The organism is Streptomyces griseobrunneus (genome assembly GCF_046713465.1).
GTDB classification, from domain to species: domain Bacteria; phylum Actinomycetota; class Actinomycetes; order Streptomycetales; family Streptomycetaceae; genus Streptomyces; species Streptomyces microflavus.
Map to the genome: position 1 here is coordinate 2,198,598 of NZ_CP177080.1, position 22,428 is coordinate 2,221,025.

A 22,428-nucleotide genomic window follows, 5' to 3' on the forward strand; every position below is an offset into this window, starting at 1 on the left:
GTCAGGCCCCCGCTCGTACGGTGCGGCGCTCGACGCGCTTCTCCGCGCGCGGGTCGCCGGGCTCCACGGGGACGACCCGTTGCACGAAGATGCCGGGCAGATGGATGTCGTCGGGGGCGAGTTCGCCGGGCTCCACCAGCTCCTCCACCTCCGCGATCGTGACGCGCCCGGCCATCGCGGCCGGCGGGTTGAAGTTGCGGGCGGAGGAGTGGAAGCGGAGGTTGCCGTGCCGGTCCCCCACCGCTGCGCGGACCAGGGCGAAGTCGGTGGTGATGCCCTCCTCCAGGAGGTGGTCGCGGCCGTCGAAGACCCGCGTCTCCTTGGGCGGTGAGGCGACGGCCACCGAGCCGTCGGCGCCGTACCGCCAGGGCAGTCCGCCCTCCTCGATCCAGGTGCCCGCACCGGCCGGGGTGTAGAACGCCGGGATGCCCGAGCCGCCGGCCCGCAGCCGCTCCGCCAGGGTGCCCTGGGGGACCAGCTCCACCTCCAGCTCGCCGTGGAGGTACCGGCGCGCGAACTCCTTGTTCTCCCCCACGTAGGAGCTGGTCATCCGGGAGATAAGCCCCTCGCGGAGCAGCAGGCCCAGGCCCCAGTCGTCCACCCCGCAGTTGTTGGACACCACCCGCAGCCCGCCCGCGCCCCGCTCCAGCAGGGCGTGGATCAGCACACCGGGAATGCCGCAGAGCCCGAATCCACCGACCACCAGGGAAGCCCCCGGTGCCACGTCCGCGACCGCGTCCGCCGGGTCGGCGACCACCTTGTCCACACTCATACGTCAGCCCTCTCGCCGCATCGACTGCGCACGAGACTAGGAACGGGGGACGGTGTACGGCGATGGCGTCCGCCCACACAGCACCACCGGTGCGAGTGGTGACGGCGACGAGTCGCGCGGGTGCTACCGCCCCCCGCGCCCCCGCTCCTTCGCCAGCCACGGACCGAACTCGCTCTCCAGCACCAGCCGTCCCAGCTTGCGGTACTCCTGGAGCACCGCCGTGACGACCTGGTCCATGGCCAGCGGGGCGCGCGACTCCGCCGCGAGGTAGGCGGCGGTCACCGCGCAGGCCCGGATCGAGCCGCCCGCCAGCTCGAAGCGGGCCGCGCAGAACTCCAGGTCGAGTGCGGGGTCGCGCGGGATCGAGGTGCCGAGGCAGCGGTCCCAGAGGGCCAGGCGCTGCTCGGCGTCCGGTATCGGGAACTCCGCGATCACATCGAGGCGGCGGGTGAACGCCTCGTCCAGGTTGGCCCGGAGGTTGGTGGTGAGCACGGCGATCCCGTCGAAGGACTCCATGCGCTGGAGGAGGTAGGCCGACTCCACGTTGGCGTGCTTGTCGTGGGCGTCCTTGACCTGCGACCGCTTCCCGAAGATCGCGTCGGCCTCGTCGAAGAGCAGGATGCCGTTGACGTCGGAGGCCTCGACGAAGATCCGTTCCAGGTTCTTCTCGGTCTCCCCGATGTACTTGTCCACCACCGTGGAGAGGTCGACGACGTAGAGCTCCATGCCCAGTTCACGGGCGACGACCTCGGCGGACATGGTCTTGCCCGTGCCGGACTCGCCGGCGAACAGCGCGATGACCCCGCGTCCCCGGCCGCCGCCCGGCCGCATCCCCCACTCCCCCAGCACCTGTTCGCGGTGGCGGGCGCGGAGGGCGAGTTCGGTGAGCTGGGTGCGGGTGGCCGGGGGCAGGACCAGGTCGTCCCAGCCGACGGCCGGTTCGATGCGGCGGGCGAGCCGTTCGAGCCCGGCGCCGTTCTGGGCGCGGACCGCCGTGCGCAGGTCGTCCGGGTGGACGGGGCGCTGCTCCAGGACGGCGAGGCGGGAGGCGACGGTGGCGGCCTTGCGCAGCTGGTCGGTGTCGAGGCGGTAGGAGGCGGTGGCCTCGATCAGGCGGTCGTCGGCCGGTGCCTGCGCGTCCGGCAGGCCCACCGACCTGGCGGCATCGGCGAGCGCCCGCCGCCACTGCCGTGCCGCGCCCGCCGGGCCCGGTGGCAGGACGGCGACCGGGACCGGGCTGTCCCGGGTCCACAGGGGGTCCCAGTTCTTCTTCCCGTACGCGATCAGGGGCGTGCCGCTCATCGCCGCACAGAGGGAGGCCAGCAGGCGGGCGCCTTCGGGGCGTTCGGGGGCGAGCGCTTCGAGCGGGCCGAGGACGAGGCCGCCGTGGGCGAGGCGGGCCTCGGCGGCCAGGGTGCGGATCAGCTCCGCCGCCCGGTCACCGGCCGCCGCGAGGGCCGCGATGTCGACGACGAGGGGGTGGCGGCCGGCGGCGGTGAGCGCCTCGACGGCCAGCCCCGAGGGGTCGCCGCCCCGGTCGAGCAGGTGCACCAGGCCGCTGCCCGTGGCGAGCGCCGCCGCGATCCGGTGGGCCTCCGGCCGGTCGTCCGGCTCGGCGCCGGGGGCGGGCACGTCGACGAGGCCGCGCAGCCGTCCGTCGGTCTCGTCGTCGCCGAGGAGGTGGGCGGTGACCCGGTCGGGCACTCTCAAGGTCCGTGAGAGCAGGGGGCGTTCGGGGTCGCCGATCTCCAGCAGGCCGCCCGCGACGAGCGGGGCGGACGGCTGGAAGCGGAAGCGGCCGGAGCCTGCCGCGGGCAGCCCGCAGAGTTCCAGCGCCAGGCCGATGGCCGGCCTGCGACGGGTGAGGTCGTCGTTGAGGTAGCCGTAGAGGCGCTCGAACCGGGCGTCGATGTCCGGCGCCATGGCGACCAGCAGCAGCTCGACGTCGAGCGCCACCAGGCCGAAGCTGCCGGCCAGCCGGGCGAGCCGGGAGCCGGGCGGGGCGGACTCCGTGACGTACGCCCCCTCCGGTACGGGAGCGAACGCGTCCCGCGATTCCAGGATGCGTTCGACCGCCTCGGGGGTGAGGTACTGCCCCCGGTACGGATCGTCGGGCTCCGGGTCGGTGGCGCGGCGGGCCGCCACGGCGTGCCGGACCCGCTGCTCGACGCGGCTCAGCCGCTCCCACAGGATCTCGACGTCCGTCGCCGGGAGGTTGTCGGCCACGTCGTGGACCGGCGCGCTCTGGGTCACCGTCATCGTGCCGCGCTCCCCCGCTTGCGCCGGCCGGGCGGCAGTTGCCGTTCCCGTTCGGCGGCGAAGCCCTGGGCGTCGAGGTCGCCCGCTCCTTCGTACCGCAGGCGGCGGCCGGGACCGTCGGCCGCCGTGCCGTTCACGGCGGGCGCGGTCTTCATCACGAGGCCCTCGGTGACCGGCGGGCCGGCCGGGGCCCGTTCGCCGGCGAGCGGGGCGAGGACGCGCAGGTCGATCGCGGCCTTCAGCTCGCCGCCGAGCGCGGACCACACGTCGGAGGCGGACGGGCCGTCGGTGCGCGGGCCCGCCGCCTCCAGCTCCACGGTGAGCCCGAGGTCGGCGAGGCTGCCGGTGAGCATCCGGGCGGGCAGCACATCGGTGCGCATCAGGCAGCGCAACACCTCGGAGAGCAGGCGGTGTTCGTCCTGCGGGCGGTTGGTCCAGGCGGTGACCAGATAGGTCAGCTCGAACCAGCGCGGCGGGGTCCGCCAGGCGGTGATCACGCCGTTCTCGTCGTGCTCCTCGGCCGTGCCGGTCCGGCGTCTGCCCGCGTCCTCGCGGATGCCGTGCAGGAAGACGCTGATCGTGGGGGCGTTGCGGCGGGCGGACCAGTCCTTGGTCGGCGCGTCGAAGACCAGGTCGACCCCGCTCTCCTGGAGCCCGGCGTCGACCAGCAGCAGCCGCAGTCCTTCGTCGACTTCGTGGATCATCGGCGGATCACCTCGTCCGGCGGGGTGATGGTGCCGAGCACCACGAGGAAGGGGGTCTTGACCGGGCTGAAGCCGGGGCCCCTGGCGGTGATCGTGCGCGGTCCGGTCTGGTCCTTCGCCAGGATGAGCAGCTGGGCGATGAACGTGCCGTCCGGGGTCGGCAGGGTCGGCACGGCGGCGGCCGTGATCCCCGGGTTCCAGCTGAGCTTCACGGGCGCCCCGGGCGGGAAGTCCTTGCCGCGTACGGAGGTGACGAAGCCGGGCTTGCCGATGGCGGGCACCGCGATGATGCGGGGCTTGAGGATACGGAGCCGGATCCGGGAGACGTTGTCGCTCCGGTCCGCGTCCGTGCCGGTCGTGGTGAGCGTGGCGGTGATGGTCGTGCGGAGCGCGCGGTCCGGTGAGAGGACGACGCGTACGACGGTGGAGGCGCCGGGTCCCAGGTCGGGCAGCGTGCACTGTCCGGCCGTGCAGCCTGCCGGGAGCGGGCCCGCCGGGATGTTGCCGGGCAGCCCGAGCCGGAGCCGCAGGCCGGTGGCGGAGGCGTTACGGCCGTTGCGCACGGTGTACGTCACGACGACCTTGCCGCCGACGTAGCCGGGGCTGGGCTGGGCGCGGACCACGACTCCGGGGCCTGCCAGGGGCGCGGGCGGCAGCGGGGCCGGGGGGCGCGGGGCGGGCGGGCGCGGGGACGGCGGCGGGGGCGGTACGGGCGCGGTGGTCGTGGGCGTCGGGGTGGGCGGAGGGGTCGGGGTCGGGGGTGTGGGGCTGGGGGGCGGCGGGGTGGGCGACGGGGTCGGCGGGGGCACGTCCTGGACGGGTACGAGGGTGCCGGTGGCGTTGTCCGTCGGGTTCGGGTCGAGCACGGCGCCGGTGACGGACCAGCCGATCGGCTGGTCGCCCCGGGTCACGCCGGTCAGCCGGGCGGTGATCTCCACGCTGCTGCCGGGCGGGACGACGCCGAGGTCGCACTGCGGCGATCCGGCTCCGCACGTACCGGCGTCGGTGGTCAGCTCCTCCAGCCGTACGCCGGGCGGGGCGTCGGCGGTGAACGTGGTGCCGGGCGAGGGCGAGGGGCCGTGGTTGACCACGGTGACCTTCACCTCGACGGAGGAGCCGACCTCGACGGCGGGCCCGGTGGGCGGAGCGGTCACGGCCAGGTCGACCGACTGCTGGTAGCTGGGCTCCTTCTGGCGTCCGGCGTGCTCGTTGTCCAGGGGCTCCAGTTCACCGGAGGCGATGTCGAGTACGGAGAGCTGCTCCATCGAGCCGGGCGCCAGCTCACGGCGGGAGGTGAGCACGAGGTGGCTGCCGTCCGGCGACCAGGCCACATCACGGGGCTGGAAGGGGCCGGTCCCCGTGGTGTCGGGGATCTCCTGGTCGCAGCCGTCGGGGTTGTCCCGCTGGGAGGAGGGCAGCACGACCCGGCAGCCGCCGCCGCGCAGGGGCTTGATGAGGATGCCGGCCCGCTCGTTGGTCCGGCCGCCGCCGTCCTTGCGGTTGAAGGCCACCCTCGTACCGTCGGGGGAGAACGCCGGGCTGTCGTCGATGACTTCGCAGTCGCCGGGGCAGATGGTGGCGCTGAGGTCCCGCTGCTGGTCGAGCCGGTTCACCGGGACGACCCAGATGTGCTTGTTGCCGCCGTTGCCGTTGATCACCTGGGTGCGGGTGAAGGCGAGGTTGACGCCGTCGGAGGACCAGGTCGGCTGGGCGTCGACACCCTGCTGCTCGCCCTCGGGCGGGCGGATCTCGTCGAGGATGGCGCCGGTGGCCACGTCTGCGATGAGGATGCGGCCCGGGCCGGCCGCCTCGCCGACGCCGCCGGGCGAGGTCCGGGTGAACGCCAGCTTGGTGCCGTCGGGCGAGAAGGTGGGGTCGGTGTCCCAGTCGCGCTCGCCGCGTCCGGCGAGCGGCAGGGCGGCGGCGTCGGTACCGTCGGCGTCGACCATCCAGATGCGTTCGACCCGCGCGTCGTCGGGGCCCTCGAAGCGGGTCACGACGATGCGCCGGCCGTCGGGCGTGTAGTTCTGCCGCTCGGTCCACGGGTCGTACCCGGCAGCCGGGTTGAAGAGCGGGTCGACGGCGGGGTCGGTGTTGGTGCGGGCCGCCGGGTCCTCGTCGAGGATGGTGAGCCCGAGGTCGCGCGGGTCCGAGCCGTCCTGGCGTACGTCCTGGAGCGTCACGACGTTCGCCGCGTCGGCGGTGATCCGGGAGACGACGACGCCTCCGGAGCCGGAACCTCCGGTCCAGGTGGGTGACGCGACCTCACGGTCCTCGGTGAGCAGCTGTTCCGGCGCCTCGTCGACGAAGGCGGGGCCCCGGTAGACGTGGTCGAAGTCGTCGCAGCCGCAGACGTGGAAGGGGCTGAGGAAGAGGACGTCGTCGCCGTCGGGCAGCCAGGTCACCGAGTGGCTGCCCCACTCCGCGTGGGCTCCGGCCAGCAGCGGCCGGTCGGTGCCGATGCCCTCGGTGACCCGCAGCCGGAAGCCTTTCTCGGGGTCGGGGTCGGTGACGAGGGTGTAAGCGACCCGGTTGCGGTGGGTGTCGTCGGCCACCGGGTTCCAGGACGGGTCGGTCGCGTCGCCGGCCGGTGCGTCGCTGATCCGGGTCTGCTCGCCGCCGGCGAAGGCCCGTTCGTAGATCTGCCGGCCGCGGCTCTCGTCGCCGTCGCAGGCGTACGCGATGCGGGTGCCGTCCGGGGAGAAGGTCGGGGCCTCCTCGTTGTCGGCGGTGTCCGTCAGCCGCCGGAGGCCGGAGCCGTCGACGCCGACCGCCCACAGGTCGCGCTGGACCCGGTCGCCGGGGCCGGGCTCGGCGGAGTCGAAGACGACGGTCCGCCCGTCCGGGGAGAGTTCGGGGTTCGCGGCGTCCCGGTCGGTGGTGAGCCTGCGTACGGTCCCGTCGGCGCCCCGGAGGTAGACCTGGGGCCGCACGCTGTCGCGGAGGCTGGTGAAGACGAGGACGTCACCGCGGGCGGAGGGGTCCTGGTCGTAGTGGGCCGGTCCGGTCCCGAAGAGGGGTTCGGTGTTCTCCGGGTCCGCGACCCGGCCGAGGCTCCGGTGCTCCGTACCGGCGAAGGCGATCCGTCCGGCGTCCAGCGGGTCCGCCTCGGCGGCCGCGGCGACCGCGTCGGTGGCCCCGTGCGGGGTGGCGGCCGATCCGACCACCAGCAGCGGCGCCAGCAGCACCACGGCGCCCATCAGTCGGCTCCACCGGGAATGCCTCGCCGGGCCAGCAGTGCCGGTCACGGCCCACCTCACAGTCTGTTGATGACGCTCCACGGTCGAGCATCGCGCTCGCGTGGGGCAGGAAGACAGGCCCCGAGTACCCGGACCGGGGGAAGGAGTCGCTGCCCTTTGCGGCGCACTCCTCCGCGCCCCCGGTCCAGGATCGCCCGGTAACTCCCGTACGGCGATGGCGCGTACGGGTCTACGTAGTGAACGGTCAGGTCGGATCAGCCAGGTCGGGCCCGGTCAGATCAGATCAGATCAGACCGTGCCGCATCGCGTAACCCACCGCATGGGCGCGGTTGCGCAGTTCGAGCCGGGTCGCGACCTCGTGGAGCACGTTCTTGACGGTCCGTTCGGAGTACGACGTCTTCTGCGCGATCTCCGCGGTGTCGAAGCCCTCCGACACCAGCCGGATCATCTCCGCCTCCCGCGCCGTGAGGGTGGAGAGGGTGAGCCCCCGGGGGTCCAGAACCGTCCGCTGGAGGCTGCTGACATGGTCGAGGAGCTTGCCGAGCAGGTCGCCCGGGAGGACGCCCTCGCCGTTCGCCATCGCCTTGACCAGGTGGACCAGCCGGTCCTGGTCGGCCTCGCCGCGCCGCAGCACGGCGGCGACCCCGCACTCGATCATGGTCTGGAGCGCACCCGACTCGAAGAAGCCGACGACCAGTCCGGTGCGGGTGGAGGTGTTGCGCTGGAGGCGGTGCAGCAGCTGGACCGTGGGCTCGTCCACCATGTCCACCACCACCAGCGAGACCTGGGCCTTGTCCGCCTCGGCCTCCGGTATCAGCTCTATCTCCGGCCGCATCCGCAGCTGGTGGATCATGCCGGTCTGCAGGATCAGGTCCTCCGCGTACACCGCCACGGTGACCCTGCCGCCGGTCCCCGCCCCGGGGACGGTCCGCGCGGCCCGCTGCGCCGCGTCGGGCCTGCGGTACTGCCCGCGCTCCATGGCCCTGCTCTTCGTCTCTGCCGTCGTCATCACTCAGCGCCGTCTTCCTCAGGTACTTCCGCCCGATATGCCTTGTCCACTCCCGCCCGCACCGGTCTTCGGCAGGGGGCGCGGGCCCGGGGCGGGCTCGCCGGGCCCCCGCGCCGGTGTGCCTTCGGGGCATCCGCCCTGCCCGTCCGTTGCCCTCGTGACCCTGCTGCGCGGCCGCAGGGGCGGCTTACCGTCGCAGGGTGACCACATCTGCCGAACTCGAAATGCCCACGGTGACGGTGTCGCCCGGCGGTACCGCGACGACGACCCTGACCGTGCGCAACGACGGCGACATCGTCGAGGCCTACACGCTCGAAGTCGTCGGCGACTGCGCTGCGTGGAGCACCGTCGAGCCGGCCCGCGTATCGCTCTACCCGGGCACCTCCGAGACGGTGACCCTCACCTTCGCCCCGCCCCGCTCCCACGAGGTCAAGGCGGGCGAGACCCCGCTGGCCGTCCGCGTACTGCCCGCGGAGCACCCGGAGTCGGTGGTGGTCCCCGAGGGCACGGTCACCGTGGAGCCCTTCCACGAGCTGCGCACCGAGCTGGAACCGCGCCGCCGCCGGGGCTGGCTGGGCGCCCGCTTCCGTACCGCCGTGCAGAACAAGGGGAACACCCCGGTCGACGTCGCCTTCACCGGCAAGCAGGCCGGGGAGGAGCTGCGGCTGGGCTTCACTCCCGGTCAGAAGCGGCTGGAGCCGGGCGAGTCGGCCGAGATACGGCTGCGGGTGCGTGCGGCAAAGCTGATCTGGTTCGGCGAGCCGGTCACCTGGCCGTTCGAGGTGGAGGCCGCCGAGGCAGCGGAGACCGCCGCCGAGACGAAGGCCGAGGGCAGGGAGCCCGCACGGCCGGAGACCACCCGGCCGGAGCCCGTACGGCCGGAGCCGGTTCCCGGGGAGTTCCTCCAGCTTCCCGTACTGCCCAAGTGGTTGCTGATCGTGCTGGCCGCACTGCTGGCGCTGCTGATCGCCTGGTTCGCACTGGTCCGGCCGGCCGTGCAGAGCACCGCGAAGCAGGCGGTGACCGAGGCGGCGGAGGAGGAGGCCGCCCGCGGCGAGCAGCAGCAGGGTTCGACCACGCCGGGCGGCGCGGACAACCCGGGCGGAAGCCAGGGGCAGGGGACCGGTCCGGACGCGGGCACGCCCGGTGGCAACGGCGGCTCCGGTACGGGACCGGGGACGGGCACCGGTCCGGGCGGCACGGGCGCCGGGGGCACCCAGCAGAGCTCCGCGACGATCGACGTGGAGACCGAGACCGGGGCCGAGAAGGAGGGGACGTACCAGGTTCCCGCGGGCAAGGTCTTCGGCATCACGGACATCGTGGTGGCGAACTTCCAGGGCGACGAGGGAGTGCTGACCATCTCCTTCGGAGAGCGGAAGATCACCACCATCGCGCTGGAAACGTTCCGCAACCAGGACTATCACTGGGTCACCCCCATTCAGATTCCGGAGAACGCCACGGTCACCGCTGCCGTCACCTGTGCCAAGCCCGGCACTCCGGCGACCGGAACGCAGGCCTCAGGCTGCCATCAGGTGATTAACGTCAGTGGCGTACTGAGCGATCTCGCACGGTAGAACGCGGAAACAGCAGCGCGGGGCGCTTCGTTCCACCTCTCGATGATGACAACAGCAGAAACCCGGCCCCGGAGGAAACCCGGCGTGCCGAAAGATGGCGGATTCACCCTCCCGAATACGCCAAAGGTCTATACCAGTTCGGTCACCTGTGGCGCCGACAGCCCGAGAAGAATATCCGGTTCCGGCGGACCGAAGCACGAACAGACCTGTTCAGAGCCGTTCCTGACGGTTCAAGGAGACCTGGGGAGCGCCCGATCGGAACGGTCGGGCGCCCGCTTCCATCCGGGGAACCGGGCCGCACCACCACACTTTCTAGGCGCATTCTGGCCGAATTCCGTCACCTGATACGCGCTCCCGGGCCACCCCCGCACGGTTTTGGGCCCTGCGGCGTTCACCGGGAAAAAGAGATACCGAACACACCCGCTCCACCAACCGGAATCCCCTCTTCCGGGAAATCCGCCGGCAGCGCCCGGAACGCAAATGCCGTCTCGGGACCCGCTGTTCGCCTTCTCTTCATCCGCGCCCGCCGGAATGCCCGTCGCACCTCGCCAATACGGCGGGAGCGCGGCCGGTCCGCCGAGGGCAGCATTCACCGCCGTACAGGTGCCCGGGAAGGCAGCGTCACTGCCCCGGGCCCAGGACTTCCGGACCTACTCCCCGCCACCGCCACCGGTCAAGACTGATTGGTGAACGAGTGACCACCCCGAAGGAGCGAGCATGCCGTCGTACCTCACCCCCGGTGTATACGTGGAGGAGGTGCAGTCCGGAGCACGGCCCATCGAGGGAGTCGGCACCGCGGTCGCAGCCTTCGTCGGCTTCGCCGAGACGGGCCCCTTCCACCAGCCCACGCTGGTGACCAACTGGGACCAGTACGTCCAGACCTTCGGCACCTTCACCGCCGACACCTACCTCACGCACGCCGTCTACGGCTTCTTCGCCAACGGCGGCGGCGCGGCCTACATCGTGCGCATCGGCGGCCCCGCGCAGGGCGCCTCCGCGTCAACGGCGCCCGGCGCCGTCGGCCAGGCCCCGGCGCCCGTCGCGCTCGGCGGCTTCCTGGTCTCCGCCAAGTCCGGCACGAGCGCCGACCTCTCCGTCGAGATCGCGGACCCCGAGGGCGACAGCCCCCCGGAGGACCGCTTCCGGCTGCTGGTCCGCCAGGCCGGCAAGGTCGTGGAGACCTACGACGTCTCCACCCGTAAGAACGTCAAGGGCTACCTGGTCACCCAGGCCCGCGACTCCAAGCTCATCCAGGTCGCCGAGCAGCCCGGCACGGCCCAGAGCCGCCCCGAGAAGCAGACCGTCGCCCTCGCCCCCGCCACCGGCGCCCCCGGTTCCGGCGTGGCGCGGCTCGACGCGTCGGAGTACGTCGGTGACGCCTCCGCCCGCACCGGGTTCGGCGGCCTGGAGTCGATCGACGAGATCACCATGGTCGCCGTCCCGGACCTGATGAGCGCCTTCCAGCGCGGCGAGATCGACGCCGAGGGCGTCAAGACCGTGCAGCTGGCGGTCATTTCGCACTGCGAGCAGATGGGCGACCGGGTCGCCGTCCTGGACACCCCGCCCGGCATGAACGCCCAGCAGGTACGCAACTGGCGCAACGACGAAGCCGGTTACGACTCGCGTTACGCCACCCTGTACTACCCGTGGGTGAAGGTCTTCGACCCGGCGGCCGGCCGCAACTCCCTGGTCCCGCCGAGCGGTCACGTGGCCGGCGTCTGGGCGCGCAGCGACGGTGAGCGCGGTGTCCACAAGGCCCCCGCCAACGAGGTCATCCGCGGCGCGGTCGACCTGGAGATCCGCCTCAGCAAGGGCGAGCAGGACCTGCTGAACCCGATCGGCGTCAACTGCGTACGCGCCTTCCCCGGCCGCGGCATCCGCATCTGGGGCGCCCGCACCCTCTCCTCCGACCCGGCCTGGCGCTACCTCAACGTGCGCCGCCTCTTCAACTACCTGGAGGAGTCCATCCTCCTGGGCACCCAGTGGGTGGTGTTCGAGCCGAACGACGACCGCCTCTGGTCGAGCATCCGGCGCAACGTCACCGCCTTCCTCACCGAGGAGTGGCGTCGGGGCGCACTGTTCGGCCGCACGGCCGAGGAGGCGTTCTACGTCCGCTGCGACCGGAGCAACAACCCGCAGGAGTCGATCGACCTCGGCCAGGTCGTCTGCGAGATCGGGGTCGCGCCGGTGAAGCCCGCGGAGTTCGTGGTCTTCCGCCTGGCGCAGTTCTCCGACAGCACCAGCCTCATCGACGAGTGACCTTCGCGGTCCTCCCCCACCACCATCATCGTCATTACCAGCGGAACAGGTGACACACAGTCATGGCAGAGGGCGACGCTCTTTCCACCCACGTCTTCGGCGTACAGCTCGGCGGCTATCTCGTGGAGTCCATCCAGGAGATCAGCGGCATGACCGTCGAGGAAGAAGTCGTCGAGGTCCGCCAGGTGACCGCCGAGGGCAAGCAGATCATCCGCAAGCAGCCGGGCGCGCGCCAGGCGGGCGAGGTGACGATCACCCGCGGGCTCGACAAGAGCAGCGAGTTCACCACCTGGATCAAGGAGACGCTCAACAACGGAGCCGTCGACACCGCGCGCCAGAACCTCACGATCGAGATCAAGGACTCGACCGGCGAGACCGTGCGGCGCATCCAGCTGATGCAGGGCTGGGCCTCCAAGTGGGAGGGCCCCTCCCTCAAGGCCGGCGAGTCCAGCGCCGCGACCGAGACGGTGACCATCACCTTCGAGGAGATCGTGGTCGAATGAGGCGCCGGACCGTTTCGTCGGGCAGCGGGCTCGAAGAGACCCTCGACAACCTCGCCGCCACGACCGCCGCGCGCCAGGAGGCACCGGCGCCCGCACCGGCTCCCGCCCGCGCCCCGCAGCGCGAACGGGACTCGTTGCAGACGGAGTTCGCCTTCGAGCTGCCGCGCGGGTACGTGGACGACGAGGGCCAGCTGCACCGGCACGGCACCATGCGGCTCGCGACGGCCCGGGACGAACTCCGCCCGCAGATCGACCTGCGGGTGAAGGAGAACCCGGCGTACCTGTCCGTGGTGCTGCTGAGCCAGGTGATCACCCAGCTCGGCACGGTCACCGATGTGCACGCCGGGATCGTGGAGCGGATGTACGCCACGGATGTGGCGTTCCTCCAGGACTTCTACCGCCGGATCAACAGCGAGGGCCACACGCACGCGGCGGTGACCTGCCCGCTCTGCCACGGCTCGTTCGAGGTGGATCTCTCGGGTGGGCGCCTGGGGGAATAGAGACGTACGCGCTTCCCCGGCTGCGGGAGGAGATCGCGTACGTCGCCTACCACTTCCATTGGCAGCGTGAGGACATTCTCGACCTCACCCACGGCGAGCGTCAGCAGTGGGTGCGGGAGATAGCGCGGATCAACACCCGCGTCAACGAAGGCGGGTGATCGTGTGGGGTTCGGGGACTGGCTGCGCCGAACGGACCGGCAACGGCCCGGCACGGCCTCGCGGGACGGTGCCGGTGCCGACGGTGGTGCTGGTGTCGGTGTCGGTGTCGGTGTCGGTGTCGACGGTGGTACGGGTATGGGTACGGGTGCCGGTCCGGTGCCGGAGGTCGGAGCTGCCGTCGTGAGCGGCCCGGGGGCATCGGGTCCCGGCTGGAACGGCGGCTGGCGTCAGGTCTCCCCGCCCTCGGTGACCGTCGCCCGGTCCTCGATCGGGGTGAGCGACGGGCTGCGGTTCCGGTCCCAGCTCGCCTCCTGGCAGGACCCCACCCTAGGCGGCGAACTCGGCCACGCCGTACTGCCGTCCGCCCCGGTGGGCCTCATCCATGGCGTCGCCCGTCCGGGCGTCGCGCGTTCCGCTTCCCCCGGGGGGCCGCTGCTGCTGCGGGCGGCCCTGCCGGAGGCGGAGAGCGGGGCGGAGGCCGGGGCGGGCGGTACGGCTGGGGCTGCCGCGGCGTCTCGGCCGTCGGTGGCGGGTCGCGCGGGTGGGCGGAAGCCGGGACGGACGGCCCCGGGCCAGCGGTCGGCGGCTTCCGGGTCCGCTTCCGCTTCCCGATCCGCTTCGGGGGAGGCCACTGCCTCGGACACGGACGCTTCGGCTTCGGCTTCGGCTTCGGCTTCGGCTTCGGCTTCGGTGCAGCGTGCGCGGCCCGCCGCTGTACGTCCTCGGCGGACCGCACCACCCCTGACCGTCGCCCGGCGTCCGGCGATGCCGCTGCGGCAGATCACCGGGCTATCGCCGACTGCCCCTGCCACGCCCGTCACACCTGTCACGCCTTCCACACCGGCTGCTTCCGGCAGCGGCACCGGCAGCGTGCAGCGGACGGCCAGCACCCAGCAGCAGCCCGGGCGGCCCACCGCCCCCGCGCCGCAGGCGAGTTCCGGCCGAGGACCCGCTCCCGCCCCCGAGGCCGTACGCCCTGCCCTGGGCAAGCCCCTGCGGGAACTGCCCTCAGGGGCCATCCCTTCCAGCCTTGAAGGGCAACGAAAGCCCGCACCCGCTGCCCCCGCAGGGCAGGAGGCGGCGGCCATGCCGGTGCTCCAGCGCCAGACCTCGGAGCCGGCAGCACCGGCCTCACCTGCCACGACACCCCGGTCGGCGCAGGCACCGGCGCCGATCCAGAAGGCACCGACCCGGAAAGCTCCGGCTGCGGGCCCTGGGCAGCCATCGGAGACCGTGCCGCACCGGGCTCAACAGCCCAGCGGCCCCGGGCCCTCGCAGCCCGGCGACGCCTCCGGCTCCCGTGCCCGTACGCGTGGCGGGATCGGCACCCCCCTCACTTCGCTCCCGTCGACCGCGCGGCTCCGGCCGGACGCCCCGCTCCTCGGTGACCGCCGACGTACCCAGCCGGGCCCGACGGAGACACCGGCCCCGCAGAGCGCACCCCCGCAGGCCGCAACGCCCCCGGCCTCCCCGAGCACGCCTTCCGGGATGCCGGTCCGCTCGGCCCCCGCGCCGGTACAGCGCGCGGTGGACGGTGAGCGCCCCCAGGGGCGTACGCCAACGGGTACGGGCACGCCCGGCGCTCCCCTTGCCTCCCCGGCCACTCCCCCGGCACCGGTCCGCATCCGCAGCATCGGCCCGAAGCGGACCGGGGGCGGGCAGGCCACACCCACGTCCTCCGCTCCCGTGTCCTCCGCCGCCACCGGTCCGCTGACGCCCACCGTCCAGCGGTCGCGGAGCCTGCTCTCTGGCAGGGCGCTCAAGGTGAACACCGGCTCCGCCGAGGGGTTCTCGGCCACCCCGAAGACGACAGCGACGGGCGGCAGCACGGCCCGGCCGGTCGTGGCGGCCACCTGGCGCCGTGACGTACAGCAGCCGGGGCCCAACTCCGTCGCTTCGAGCTCCGGCGGCACGCCGACCCGTGGCGGCCAGACCGGTGGCGGCCAGACGGGCGGCGGCCAGACCAGCGGCAGGCAGACCGGCGATTCACCGACCCGGGAGCGCCGGACTTCACCGGGTGCGAAGCTCCGGCGCAACGCACCCCGCACCCGCCCCGCCGAGCCCGCCTCGGCCCCCTCACTCGCCTCACCGCACCGGACTCCGGCCCCGGGCCAGGCCCCGGCGGGCCCCGCGCCCGGCTCCACCGTCCAGCGTGCCGTGCACGGGAACCCCGCGCCCCGGCGCACGACCGGCGACGGCAGCGGTCCACGTGTCACCGCCGCCCCCGGAACCACCGGTTCCGGCCGTAGGACGCCCCAGGGCGACGCCGGTCGTGCCGCCAAGGCCGGGGCCGCCCCCACGAAGAGCGGGTCCGCCATGGGTGGCGCGATCCAGCGGCTCGTACAGCGTCGTTCGGTACGCAATTCGGCGGCCACCCCCAACCCCACCACCCGGACGGCAGGGCAGACACCGCAGCCGCAGACACCGGGAACGGCCCCCGCCGGCCCGTACGGCCCGCAGCCCCCCGCCACCCGGCCCGCACCCCCCGCCCTCGGCACCCCGTCGATGCCGCCCATGACTTCCGCAGCGCCCACGGCATCCCCGCGGCCCGCCCCGGCCACCCGCCCGGTGCCGGTCGTGCGCCCGCATCCGCCCGCGACGGCCCGGCCCGGAGCCACCGTCGTACCCGTCCAGCGGATGCCGCTGCCCGTGGTGCCCGACCCGGCGGGCCCCCCGCCCGCCGGCCCGGCGCCCGGAGGCGGCGCTCCCCCGGCCGGACCGCCCGCCCTCTCCGTACGGATCCCGCCGCGCACACACCCGTCGGCCTCCGGGCCGAGCGGCCCCGGCGCCCCGGCTCAGCCCCCGACGCGGGCACAGGCGCTGCAACGCGCGGCCGCCCAGGCGGGCATCACCGGCGTCCCGGTGAAGGCCGTGGCGCCGAAGGGCACGCCGAAGGCCGTTCAGCGTGCGGACGACGACAGGTCCGGCTTCGCCCCCACCTCGGAGACAGCGGTGGAGAACGCGGCGAACCGGATCTCCGGGGCGGAGATCGAGGAGCTGGCCCGCCGCCTCCTCGACCCCGTGAGCCGGCTGATCCGCGCCGACATGCGCCGTGGCCGGGAGCGCGCCGGACGGCTCCACGACGGCCGCCGCTGACAGCGGCCTCCCCGCCCGGCACAACCCCGCAGGAACAGCACGCACCGGCAGAGAAGCAAGAGAAGAAGAGAAACGGCATGACGGACAACATCTTCGCGACGAGCGTGTTCTTCAAGCTCGTGATCGGCGGCAGCGACCTGGGTGCCTTCCACACCTGCTCGGGCCTGGGCGCCGAGGTCGAGATGGAGACGTACGCCGAGGGCGGCAACAACGGCTTCACCTGGCAGCTGCCGGGGCGCATCACCTGGACCAACATCACGCTGACCCGCCCGGTCACCGCCGACACCCTCAAGATCGCGCGCTGGCTGAACGAGACGATCCGGCGGGTCGAGCCCAAGGACGGCGAGATCGTCGCCCTGCGGCCGGACCTCAGCCGGATCATCAGCTGGCAGGTGCAGGGCATCGTCCCGGTGCGCTGGCAGGGACCGTCGTTCGACCCCGCGAACTCCCAGGCGGCGATCGAGACGCTGGAGATCGCGCACGAGGGACTGGAGCCGTCCTGATGCCCCGCCACTTCACCTACCAGGAAGGAGGAACGCCATGTCACCAGCTCTCCGTGCGAGCCGTGCGCGCGCCCAACTGACCATCATGGAACCGCCGTCGACCGTTGGCGCCAAGCCGGGCGGCAAACTCGCCCAGCTCACCCTCCAGTTCAACCCCTCGAAGCTGTCGCTGAGCAAGAGCACCGAGTGGCGGCGCACCCCGTCCCGGATGGCCGGGCAGTCCGCGCTGCCCGAGTTCGTCGGGAGCGGGCCGCGGTCGCTCTCCCTGGAGGTCTTCCTCGACGCGACGGCCACCCATGACAACTCCGTGGAGAAGGCGGTGGAGCAGCTGATGATCGCGTGTGTGCCCACGCCGACCAGCCTCGCGCGCAAGACGCCCGCCAGCCCCTGGGTGCGGTTCGACTGGGGCACGTCGAGGACGACCTCGTTCGACGGTGTGCTCTCGAACCTGTCCGTCTCCTACACCCTGTTCGACGTGGACGGGAAGCCGCTGCGCGCCACCTGCTCCCTCTCCATCGAGGAGGCGAGCGTCGACCCGGCGGGCCAGAACCCCACCTCGGGTTCGAAGGAGGCACGGCGTACGCACCGGGTCGTGGCCGGGGACAGCCTGCCGCTGCTCGCCTGGCGCGAGTACGGCGATGCCACCGCCTGGCGCACCATCGCCGACGCCAACAACATCGACAACCCGATGCAGTTGATCCCCGGCAGCGAGCTCCTCGTGCCGGGTCTGGAAGACCACCTCGCGGAGGGCGGCCGATGAGCGCGTCCGCCCCGGGGCGTTCCTTCGCCGCCGATCCGATCGTGGAGATACCCGCCGAGCTGCCGCTGGGCTGGGCGGCCCAGTTGGTGAGCTGCGTGGTCGACGAGAACGTCGGGCTGCCGGACGCCGCCGTGCTGATGTACCGGGACCCGGACCACGATCTGCTCAGCGAGAGCGGGATCACCCTCGGCACCCCGCTGAAGATATCCGTGGTCACCGTGCAGGACCGGGTCCGTGAGCGGCTGTTCACCGGTGAGGTCACGGCGATCGAGCTGGACCACGACACCACCGGAACGTTCACCGTGATCCGCGCCCTGTCCAAGGCGCACCGGCTGCAGCGCGGCCGGAAGGTGGTCGCGTACCGGAACATGAAGACCGCGGACATCGTCCGCAAGGTCGCCGCGGGCGCCGGGCTGGCCTGCGGCAAGGTCGAGGCCGCGCCGATCACGTACAAGCAGCTGACCCAGCCCAACGTCTCGGACTGGGAGTTCCTCCAGCACCTGGCCGCCGAGAGCGGTGCGCGGGTGCGGGTGGACGACAAGGGCGTGCTGCAGTTCACCAAGCCGAAGCCGGCCTCCTCGGCGCCCTCGCCCACCACCCGGGCCGCCAAGAACCCGATGGTCCTGGAGTACGGGGACAACCTGCTCTCCCTGCGAGCGGTCGTGACCGGCGCGGACGGGGCGGGCGATGTGGAGGTGCGCGGCTGGAACGTCGACACCAAGACGCGGCTCGTGGCGCGGGAGCAGTCCGTCCGCTCCACCACCGTGATTCCGGGGATGAGCCCGACGGTGGCGGCCGGGGCGTTCGGCGCGAAGGCCCGGACGACCGTCGCCGACACCCCGTACCGGACCCAGGCGGAGACCACGGCCGTGGCCGGGGCGGTGGCGGCCTCGGTCAGCTCCGGCTTCGGCGAGATCGAGGCGGTCGCCGTCGGCAACCCCCAGTTGCGGGCGGGCGCTCCGGTGGCCCTCGGCAACGTCGGCGCCACCTTCTCGGGCCGCTACACGGCGACCGCCGCCCACCACGTCCTCGAACCGGACGGCGGCTACCGCACGACCGTGATCGTCAGCGCCTCGCCCGACCGTTCGCTGGCCGGGCTGACCGGCGGCGGTGCCCCCTCGCGCGGTCCGCGCATGCCGGGGCTGGCGATCGGCGTGGTCACCGACATCCGCGAGGGCAAGGGCCAACGGGGTTGGGTGCGGCTGAAGTTCCCCTGGCTGGACGACACCTATGTGACCGACTGGGTCCGTACGGTGCAGTGGGGCGGCAACGGGGGCGGCGGGGTGTTCAGCCCCGAGGTCAACGACGAGGTCCTGGTCGGCTTCGAGCAGGGGCTGCTGGACAGCCCGTACGTCCTGGGCGGTCTCTACAACGGGATCGACCGGCCGTCGGAACATGACGTACCGCTGGTCGACAAGACCAGCGGCAAGGTCAACCGCCGTTCCCTGGTGTCCCGTTCAGGCAACCGGCTGGAGCTGCTGGACACTTCGCGCGGCCCGTCCGGTGTCCGGCTGGCCAGTGGCAACAAGCGGCTGGAGGTCACGCTGGACGAGCGGAGGAACGAGATCGCCCTCACCGTGTTCGCCCCCGGTTCCAAGCGGCCGCAGAGCTCCGTGACGCTCTCCGCCTCGGGCATCACGCTCGACGCGGGTACGGGCAACGTGGAGGTCAAGGGGCGCTCGGTGACCATCAACGGCAAGACGGGGGTCACCGTGGACGGCGGGCTGCTCGCCGTGCTCAAGGCCAAGCTCATCCGGATCAACTGACGCCCCGCGCCCCTCATTCATCCCTGAAATCCCTCAAGTCCCTTTCACAGCAAGGAGAACCCCGGCCATGCCCCCCGCAGCCCGTACGGGCGACAGCACCGCCCACGGCGGCCTCATCGGCACCCCGCCCCCGGGTGCGGTGGCCGTCGCCACCGTGCTGATCGGCGGCCGGCCCGCGGCCGTCACCGGGAGTCTGCACGTGTGCGTCGTCCCCCCGCACGCGGCGCTCGGGCCGGCGAACGTGATCATGCCCAATCCGGCGGGGGCCGTCACCGGCCAGGTGCTGATCGGCGGACTGCCCGCCGCCCGGATGCGGGACACCACCAGCTGCGGCGCGCCCATCATCAGCGGTGCGCTGAACGTCCTGATCGGGGGCCCGATGTGAGCGGCGGCGGATTCATCGGACGCGGCTGGGGCTTCCCGCTGCGGACCGGCGCCACGGGCGGGATCGCCCTGGTCGAGCGGGACAAGGAGATCGAGGAGGCCATCGGCCTGATCCTCGGTACGGCACCGGGCGAGCGGCCGATGCGGCCGGAGTTCGGCTGCGGCATCCACGACTACGTCTTCGCGCCGGGCGACGGCGCGACCGCCGGGCGGATCGCCCAGGAGGTCCGTACGTCGCTGGAGCGCTGGGAGCCGCGCATCGAGGTGACGGACGTGGTGATCGCGTTCGACGCGATCGAGGAGGGCACGCTCTACATCGACGTGCGCTACACCGTGCGGGCCACCAACGACCTGCGCAACCTGGTCTTCCCCTTCTACACGATCCCGTCCGACGGGGACGCCTCCGAAGCGGCTGTGGAAGCGGGGACGCGCTGATGGCCCTGCCCTCACCCAACCTGGACGACCGGCGCTTCCAGCAGCTCGTCGACGAGGCCAAGCGGTACGTCCAGCAGCGCTCCCCCGAGTGGACCGACCACAATGTGTCGGACCCCGGGGTCACGCTGATCGAGACGTTCGCGTACATGGTCGACCAGTTGCTGTACCGGCTGAACCGGGTGCCGGACAAGAACTACGCGGCCTTCCTGGACCTGCTGGGCGTGAGCCTGTTCCCGCCGACCGTGGCCCGGGCCGAGGTCGACTTCTGGCTCTCCGCTCCGCAGCCGGAGACCGTGCACCTGTCCGCCGGTACGGAGGTGGCGACCGCGCGCGGGGAGGCGGAGGAGCCGGTGGTGTTCACCACCTCCGAGGACCTGCCGATCGTGCCGAGCGAGCTGGTCCGGCTGGTCACCGCGCCGGTCTCCGGCGACCAGACCGACCGCACCGGGCCGCTCGGCGCGGGCAAGGACATCCCGTGCTTCTCGGCGCGCCCGGAGCCCGGTGACGCCCTGCTGTTCGGGCTGCCCACCGCCGTGCCCCGGTGCATCGTCGCCGTACGCCTGGACAGCCGGGTGGAGGGCGTGGGCGTCGACCCGCGTCAGCCGCCGCTGGTGTGGGAGGCGTGGGACGGGGCCCGCTGGGTGGAGTGTGCGACTGGTGACGACAGCACCGGCGGGCTCAACCGGCCGGGCGAGGTCATCGTGTTCGTCCCGGCCGGGCACACCCCGTCCGTCGTCGCCGGTACGCGGGCGGGGTGGCTGCGCTGCCGGGTCACCGCGCCCGAGCCCGGCCAGCCGTTCTACTCCGAGTCGCCGACGATCCGTGAGGCCGAGGTCTTCACGGTGGGGGGCACGGCCGCCGTCGAACACGCGGAGACCGTCCTCGACGTGCCGCTCGGGGTCTCCGAGGGCGTCGCCGGGCAGCGGTTCACGGTGAGCCGGGTGCCGCTGCTGATGGACGGGGAGCCGCCGGTGGTCCAGGTGTCGACCGCCGAGGGCTGGCAGGTCTGGACGCCGGTCGAGCACTTCGGGGCCTCCTCGCCCGGTGACCGGCACGTCCGGATCGACGCCGTCTCCGGTGAGTTCGCGTTCCCGCCCGAGGTGCGGGAGGAGGACGGCACGATGCGCGCGTACGGTGCCGTCCCGGAGAAGGGCGCCCAGCTCCGCGTACCGCGCTACCGCACGGGCGGCGGGTCGGCCGGGAACGTGGCCCGGGGCGCGATCTCCGTGCTGCGCAGCTCGGTCCCGTACGTCGCGGGGGTCGACAACCGTGAGGCGGCGACCGGGGGGGTCGACGGCGAGAGCGTGGAGAACGCCAAGGTGCGGGCCCCCAACATCCTGCGCGTGCAGGAACGGGCCGTCACCGCGCGGGACTACGAGGTCATCGCCCGTGAGGCGGCCCCGTCCCTGCGCCGGGTCCGGTGCCTGCCCGCCGTGGCGGGCGAGCCCGGTGCGGTGCGGGTCCTGGTCGTGCCGGACGCGGTCGCCGACGAGGGCGGCCACCTCCGGTTCGAGCAGCTGATCCCCTCGGACCAGGTGCTCGCGGCGGTGGCGGAACGGCTGGACGAGCGCCGCCTGGTGGGCACCCGGCTGGTCGTGGAGCCGCCCGCCTACCAGGGCGTCACCGTGGTCGCCCGGCTCGTCGCGGCCCCGGCCGACGTGGACCGGGTGCGCGCGGAGGCGCTGGAGGCCCTGTTCCGCCACATCGACCCGCTGCGGGGCGGTGCGGACGGCACGGGGTGGCCGTTCGGGAGGCCCGTGCAGTACGGGGAGGTCTTCGCCGTGCTCCAAGGGGTGCGGGGGGCCGGTCTGGTGGAGGATGTCCGGCTGTTCCCGGCGGACCCGATCACCGGGCGGCGCGGCGGTGCGGCGGACCGGATCGACGTGGCTCCGGGCGCGCTGGTCTTCTCCCACCAGCACCAGGTGATCGTCACGCCGAGCGGGCCGGGTGAGGGCGCGTGAGCCGGGCCGCCGTACCCGGGCTGCCGAGCCGCTACCCGATCGGTGAACTGCTGCCCGCCCTGTACGCCGACGACGACCTGGCCCAGCGGTTCACGGCCGGGCTCGACACCGTACTGGCGCCGGTCCTGTCCACGCTGGACAACCTGCCCGCCTACTTCGACCCGGCCCTCGCACCGGCCGACTTCCTGCCGTGGCTGGCGACCTGGGTGGGCGTCGACATCGACCGGGCCTGGCCGCAGGAGCTGCAACGGGCCGTGGTCGCCCGCGCCGTGGAGCTGCACCGGTGGCGCGGCACCCGGCGCGGTCTGGTCGAACACCTCCGGCTCTGCTTCGGTGTCCACGCCGATGTGCGGGACGGCGGGGGCGTCGCGTGGTCGGCCGGCCCGGGTACGGAGCTGCCGCCGGCCCCGGCCGGTGAACTGCTCGTACGGGTCTGGCCGGTGGCGCCGGGTGCCACGGTGGACGCGAGCCGGGTCCTGGACGTGGTCACGGCCTCGTGCCCCGTCCATCTCACCTGCCGGGTGGAGATCCTGCCGGGCCCGCCCGCCGAGGCGCCCGGGACGAACGTAGAGACAGGAGGCTGA

Annotated in this window: 18 protein-coding genes; 13 read left to right on the plus strand and 5 right to left on the minus strand. The window is 73.1% G+C overall.

Going from position 1 to position 22,428, the window contains the following annotated elements:
• Position 1: 1 nt before the first annotated feature.
• From ACK8N7_RS09615 to ACK8N7_RS09635, 5 genes are all read right to left on the minus strand, one after another.
• Complete coding sequence (locus tag ACK8N7_RS09615) at positions 2-772, minus strand: CoA transferase subunit A (RefSeq protein WP_500441891.1); 771 nt, start codon at positions 770-772, stop codon at positions 2-4.
• 123 nt (positions 773-895) lie between these two features.
• Positions 896-3,031 carry an ATP-binding protein gene (locus tag ACK8N7_RS09620; protein ID WP_500441893.1) on the minus strand — a complete coding sequence of 712 codons (2,136 nt, stop codon included), beginning with the start codon at positions 3,029-3,031 and terminating at the stop codon, positions 896-898.
• Positions 3,028-3,735, minus strand: coding sequence for a Pvc16 family protein (locus ACK8N7_RS09625; protein ID WP_500441895.1), 708 nt, complete (start codon positions 3,733-3,735; stop codon positions 3,028-3,030). Before ACK8N7_RS09625 ends, ACK8N7_RS09620 begins: the two co-directional genes overlap by 4 nt.
• Entirely contained in the window at positions 3,732-6,935 is a 3,204-nt protein-coding gene (locus ACK8N7_RS09630) for a hypothetical protein (protein WP_500441897.1), read from the minus strand. Before ACK8N7_RS09630 ends, ACK8N7_RS09625 begins: the two co-directional genes overlap by 4 nt.
• Positions 6,936-7,218: 283 nt before the next feature.
• Entirely contained in the window at positions 7,219-7,944 is a 726-nt protein-coding gene (locus tag ACK8N7_RS09635) for a helix-turn-helix transcriptional regulator (protein WP_403210087.1), read from the minus strand.
• A gap of 224 nt (positions 7,945-8,168) precedes the next feature.
• Between ACK8N7_RS09635 and ACK8N7_RS09640 the strand changes: the two genes are divergently transcribed.
• From ACK8N7_RS09640 to ACK8N7_RS09700, 13 genes are all read left to right on the plus strand, one after another.
• Entirely contained in the window at positions 8,169-9,518 is a 1,350-nt protein-coding gene (locus ACK8N7_RS09640; RefSeq protein WP_403210085.1) for a COG1470 family protein, read from the plus strand.
• Between the two features lie 717 nt (positions 9,519-10,235).
• Positions 10,236-11,777 (plus strand): phage tail sheath family protein, encoded by a 1,542-nt coding sequence (locus ACK8N7_RS09645; RefSeq protein ID WP_403210022.1) that lies wholly within the window; start codon positions 10,236-10,238, stop codon positions 11,775-11,777.
• A gap of 62 nt (positions 11,778-11,839) precedes the next feature.
• On the plus strand, positions 11,840-12,280 hold the full coding sequence (locus ACK8N7_RS09650) for a phage tail protein (RefSeq protein ID WP_007457189.1): 441 nt from the start codon (positions 11,840-11,842) through the stop codon (positions 12,278-12,280).
• Entirely contained in the window at positions 12,277-12,780 is a 504-nt protein-coding gene (locus ACK8N7_RS09655) for a hypothetical protein (RefSeq protein WP_403210020.1), read from the plus strand. The genes ACK8N7_RS09650 and ACK8N7_RS09655 overlap by 4 nt, the downstream gene beginning before the upstream one ends.
• Entirely contained in the window at positions 12,777-12,938 is a 162-nt protein-coding gene (locus ACK8N7_RS09660; RefSeq protein ID WP_306430813.1) for a DUF6760 family protein, read from the plus strand. The genes ACK8N7_RS09655 and ACK8N7_RS09660 overlap by 4 nt, the downstream gene beginning before the upstream one ends.
• 1,234 nt (positions 12,939-14,172) lie before the next feature.
• Positions 14,173-16,035 carry a hypothetical protein gene (locus ACK8N7_RS09665; protein ID WP_500441900.1) on the plus strand — a complete coding sequence of 621 codons (1,863 nt, stop codon included), beginning with the start codon at positions 14,173-14,175 and terminating at the stop codon, positions 16,033-16,035.
• A 77-nt stretch (positions 16,036-16,112) separates the two neighbouring features.
• On the plus strand, positions 16,113-16,538 hold the full coding sequence (locus ACK8N7_RS09670; protein ID WP_015611504.1) for a phage tail protein: 426 nt from the start codon (positions 16,113-16,115) through the stop codon (positions 16,536-16,538).
• Positions 16,539-16,575: 37 nt separating this feature from the next.
• Positions 16,576-17,298 (plus strand): CIS tube protein, encoded by a 723-nt coding sequence (locus ACK8N7_RS09675; RefSeq protein ID WP_015611503.1) that lies wholly within the window; start codon positions 16,576-16,578, stop codon positions 17,296-17,298.
• Entirely contained in the window at positions 17,295-19,064 is a 1,770-nt protein-coding gene (locus ACK8N7_RS09680) for a VgrG-related protein (protein ID WP_500441902.1), read from the plus strand. The genes ACK8N7_RS09675 and ACK8N7_RS09680 overlap by 4 nt, the downstream gene beginning before the upstream one ends.
• A 67-nt stretch (positions 19,065-19,131) precedes the next feature.
• Positions 19,132-19,449 (plus strand): PAAR domain-containing protein, encoded by a 318-nt coding sequence (locus ACK8N7_RS09685; RefSeq protein ID WP_018509804.1) that lies wholly within the window; start codon positions 19,132-19,134, stop codon positions 19,447-19,449.
• Positions 19,446-19,883, plus strand: a complete 438-nt coding sequence (locus ACK8N7_RS09690) for a GPW/gp25 family protein (RefSeq protein WP_319342540.1) — start codon at positions 19,446-19,448, stop codon at positions 19,881-19,883. Before ACK8N7_RS09685 ends, ACK8N7_RS09690 begins: the two co-directional genes overlap by 4 nt.
• Complete coding sequence (locus ACK8N7_RS09695) at positions 19,883-21,844, plus strand: putative baseplate assembly protein (protein ID WP_500441905.1); 1,962 nt, start codon at positions 19,883-19,885, stop codon at positions 21,842-21,844. The genes ACK8N7_RS09690 and ACK8N7_RS09695 overlap by 1 nt, the downstream gene beginning before the upstream one ends.
• On the plus strand, positions 21,841-22,428 hold the full coding sequence (locus ACK8N7_RS09700) for a phage tail protein I (protein WP_403210009.1): 588 nt from the start codon (positions 21,841-21,843) through the stop codon (positions 22,426-22,428). The genes ACK8N7_RS09695 and ACK8N7_RS09700 overlap by 4 nt, the downstream gene beginning before the upstream one ends.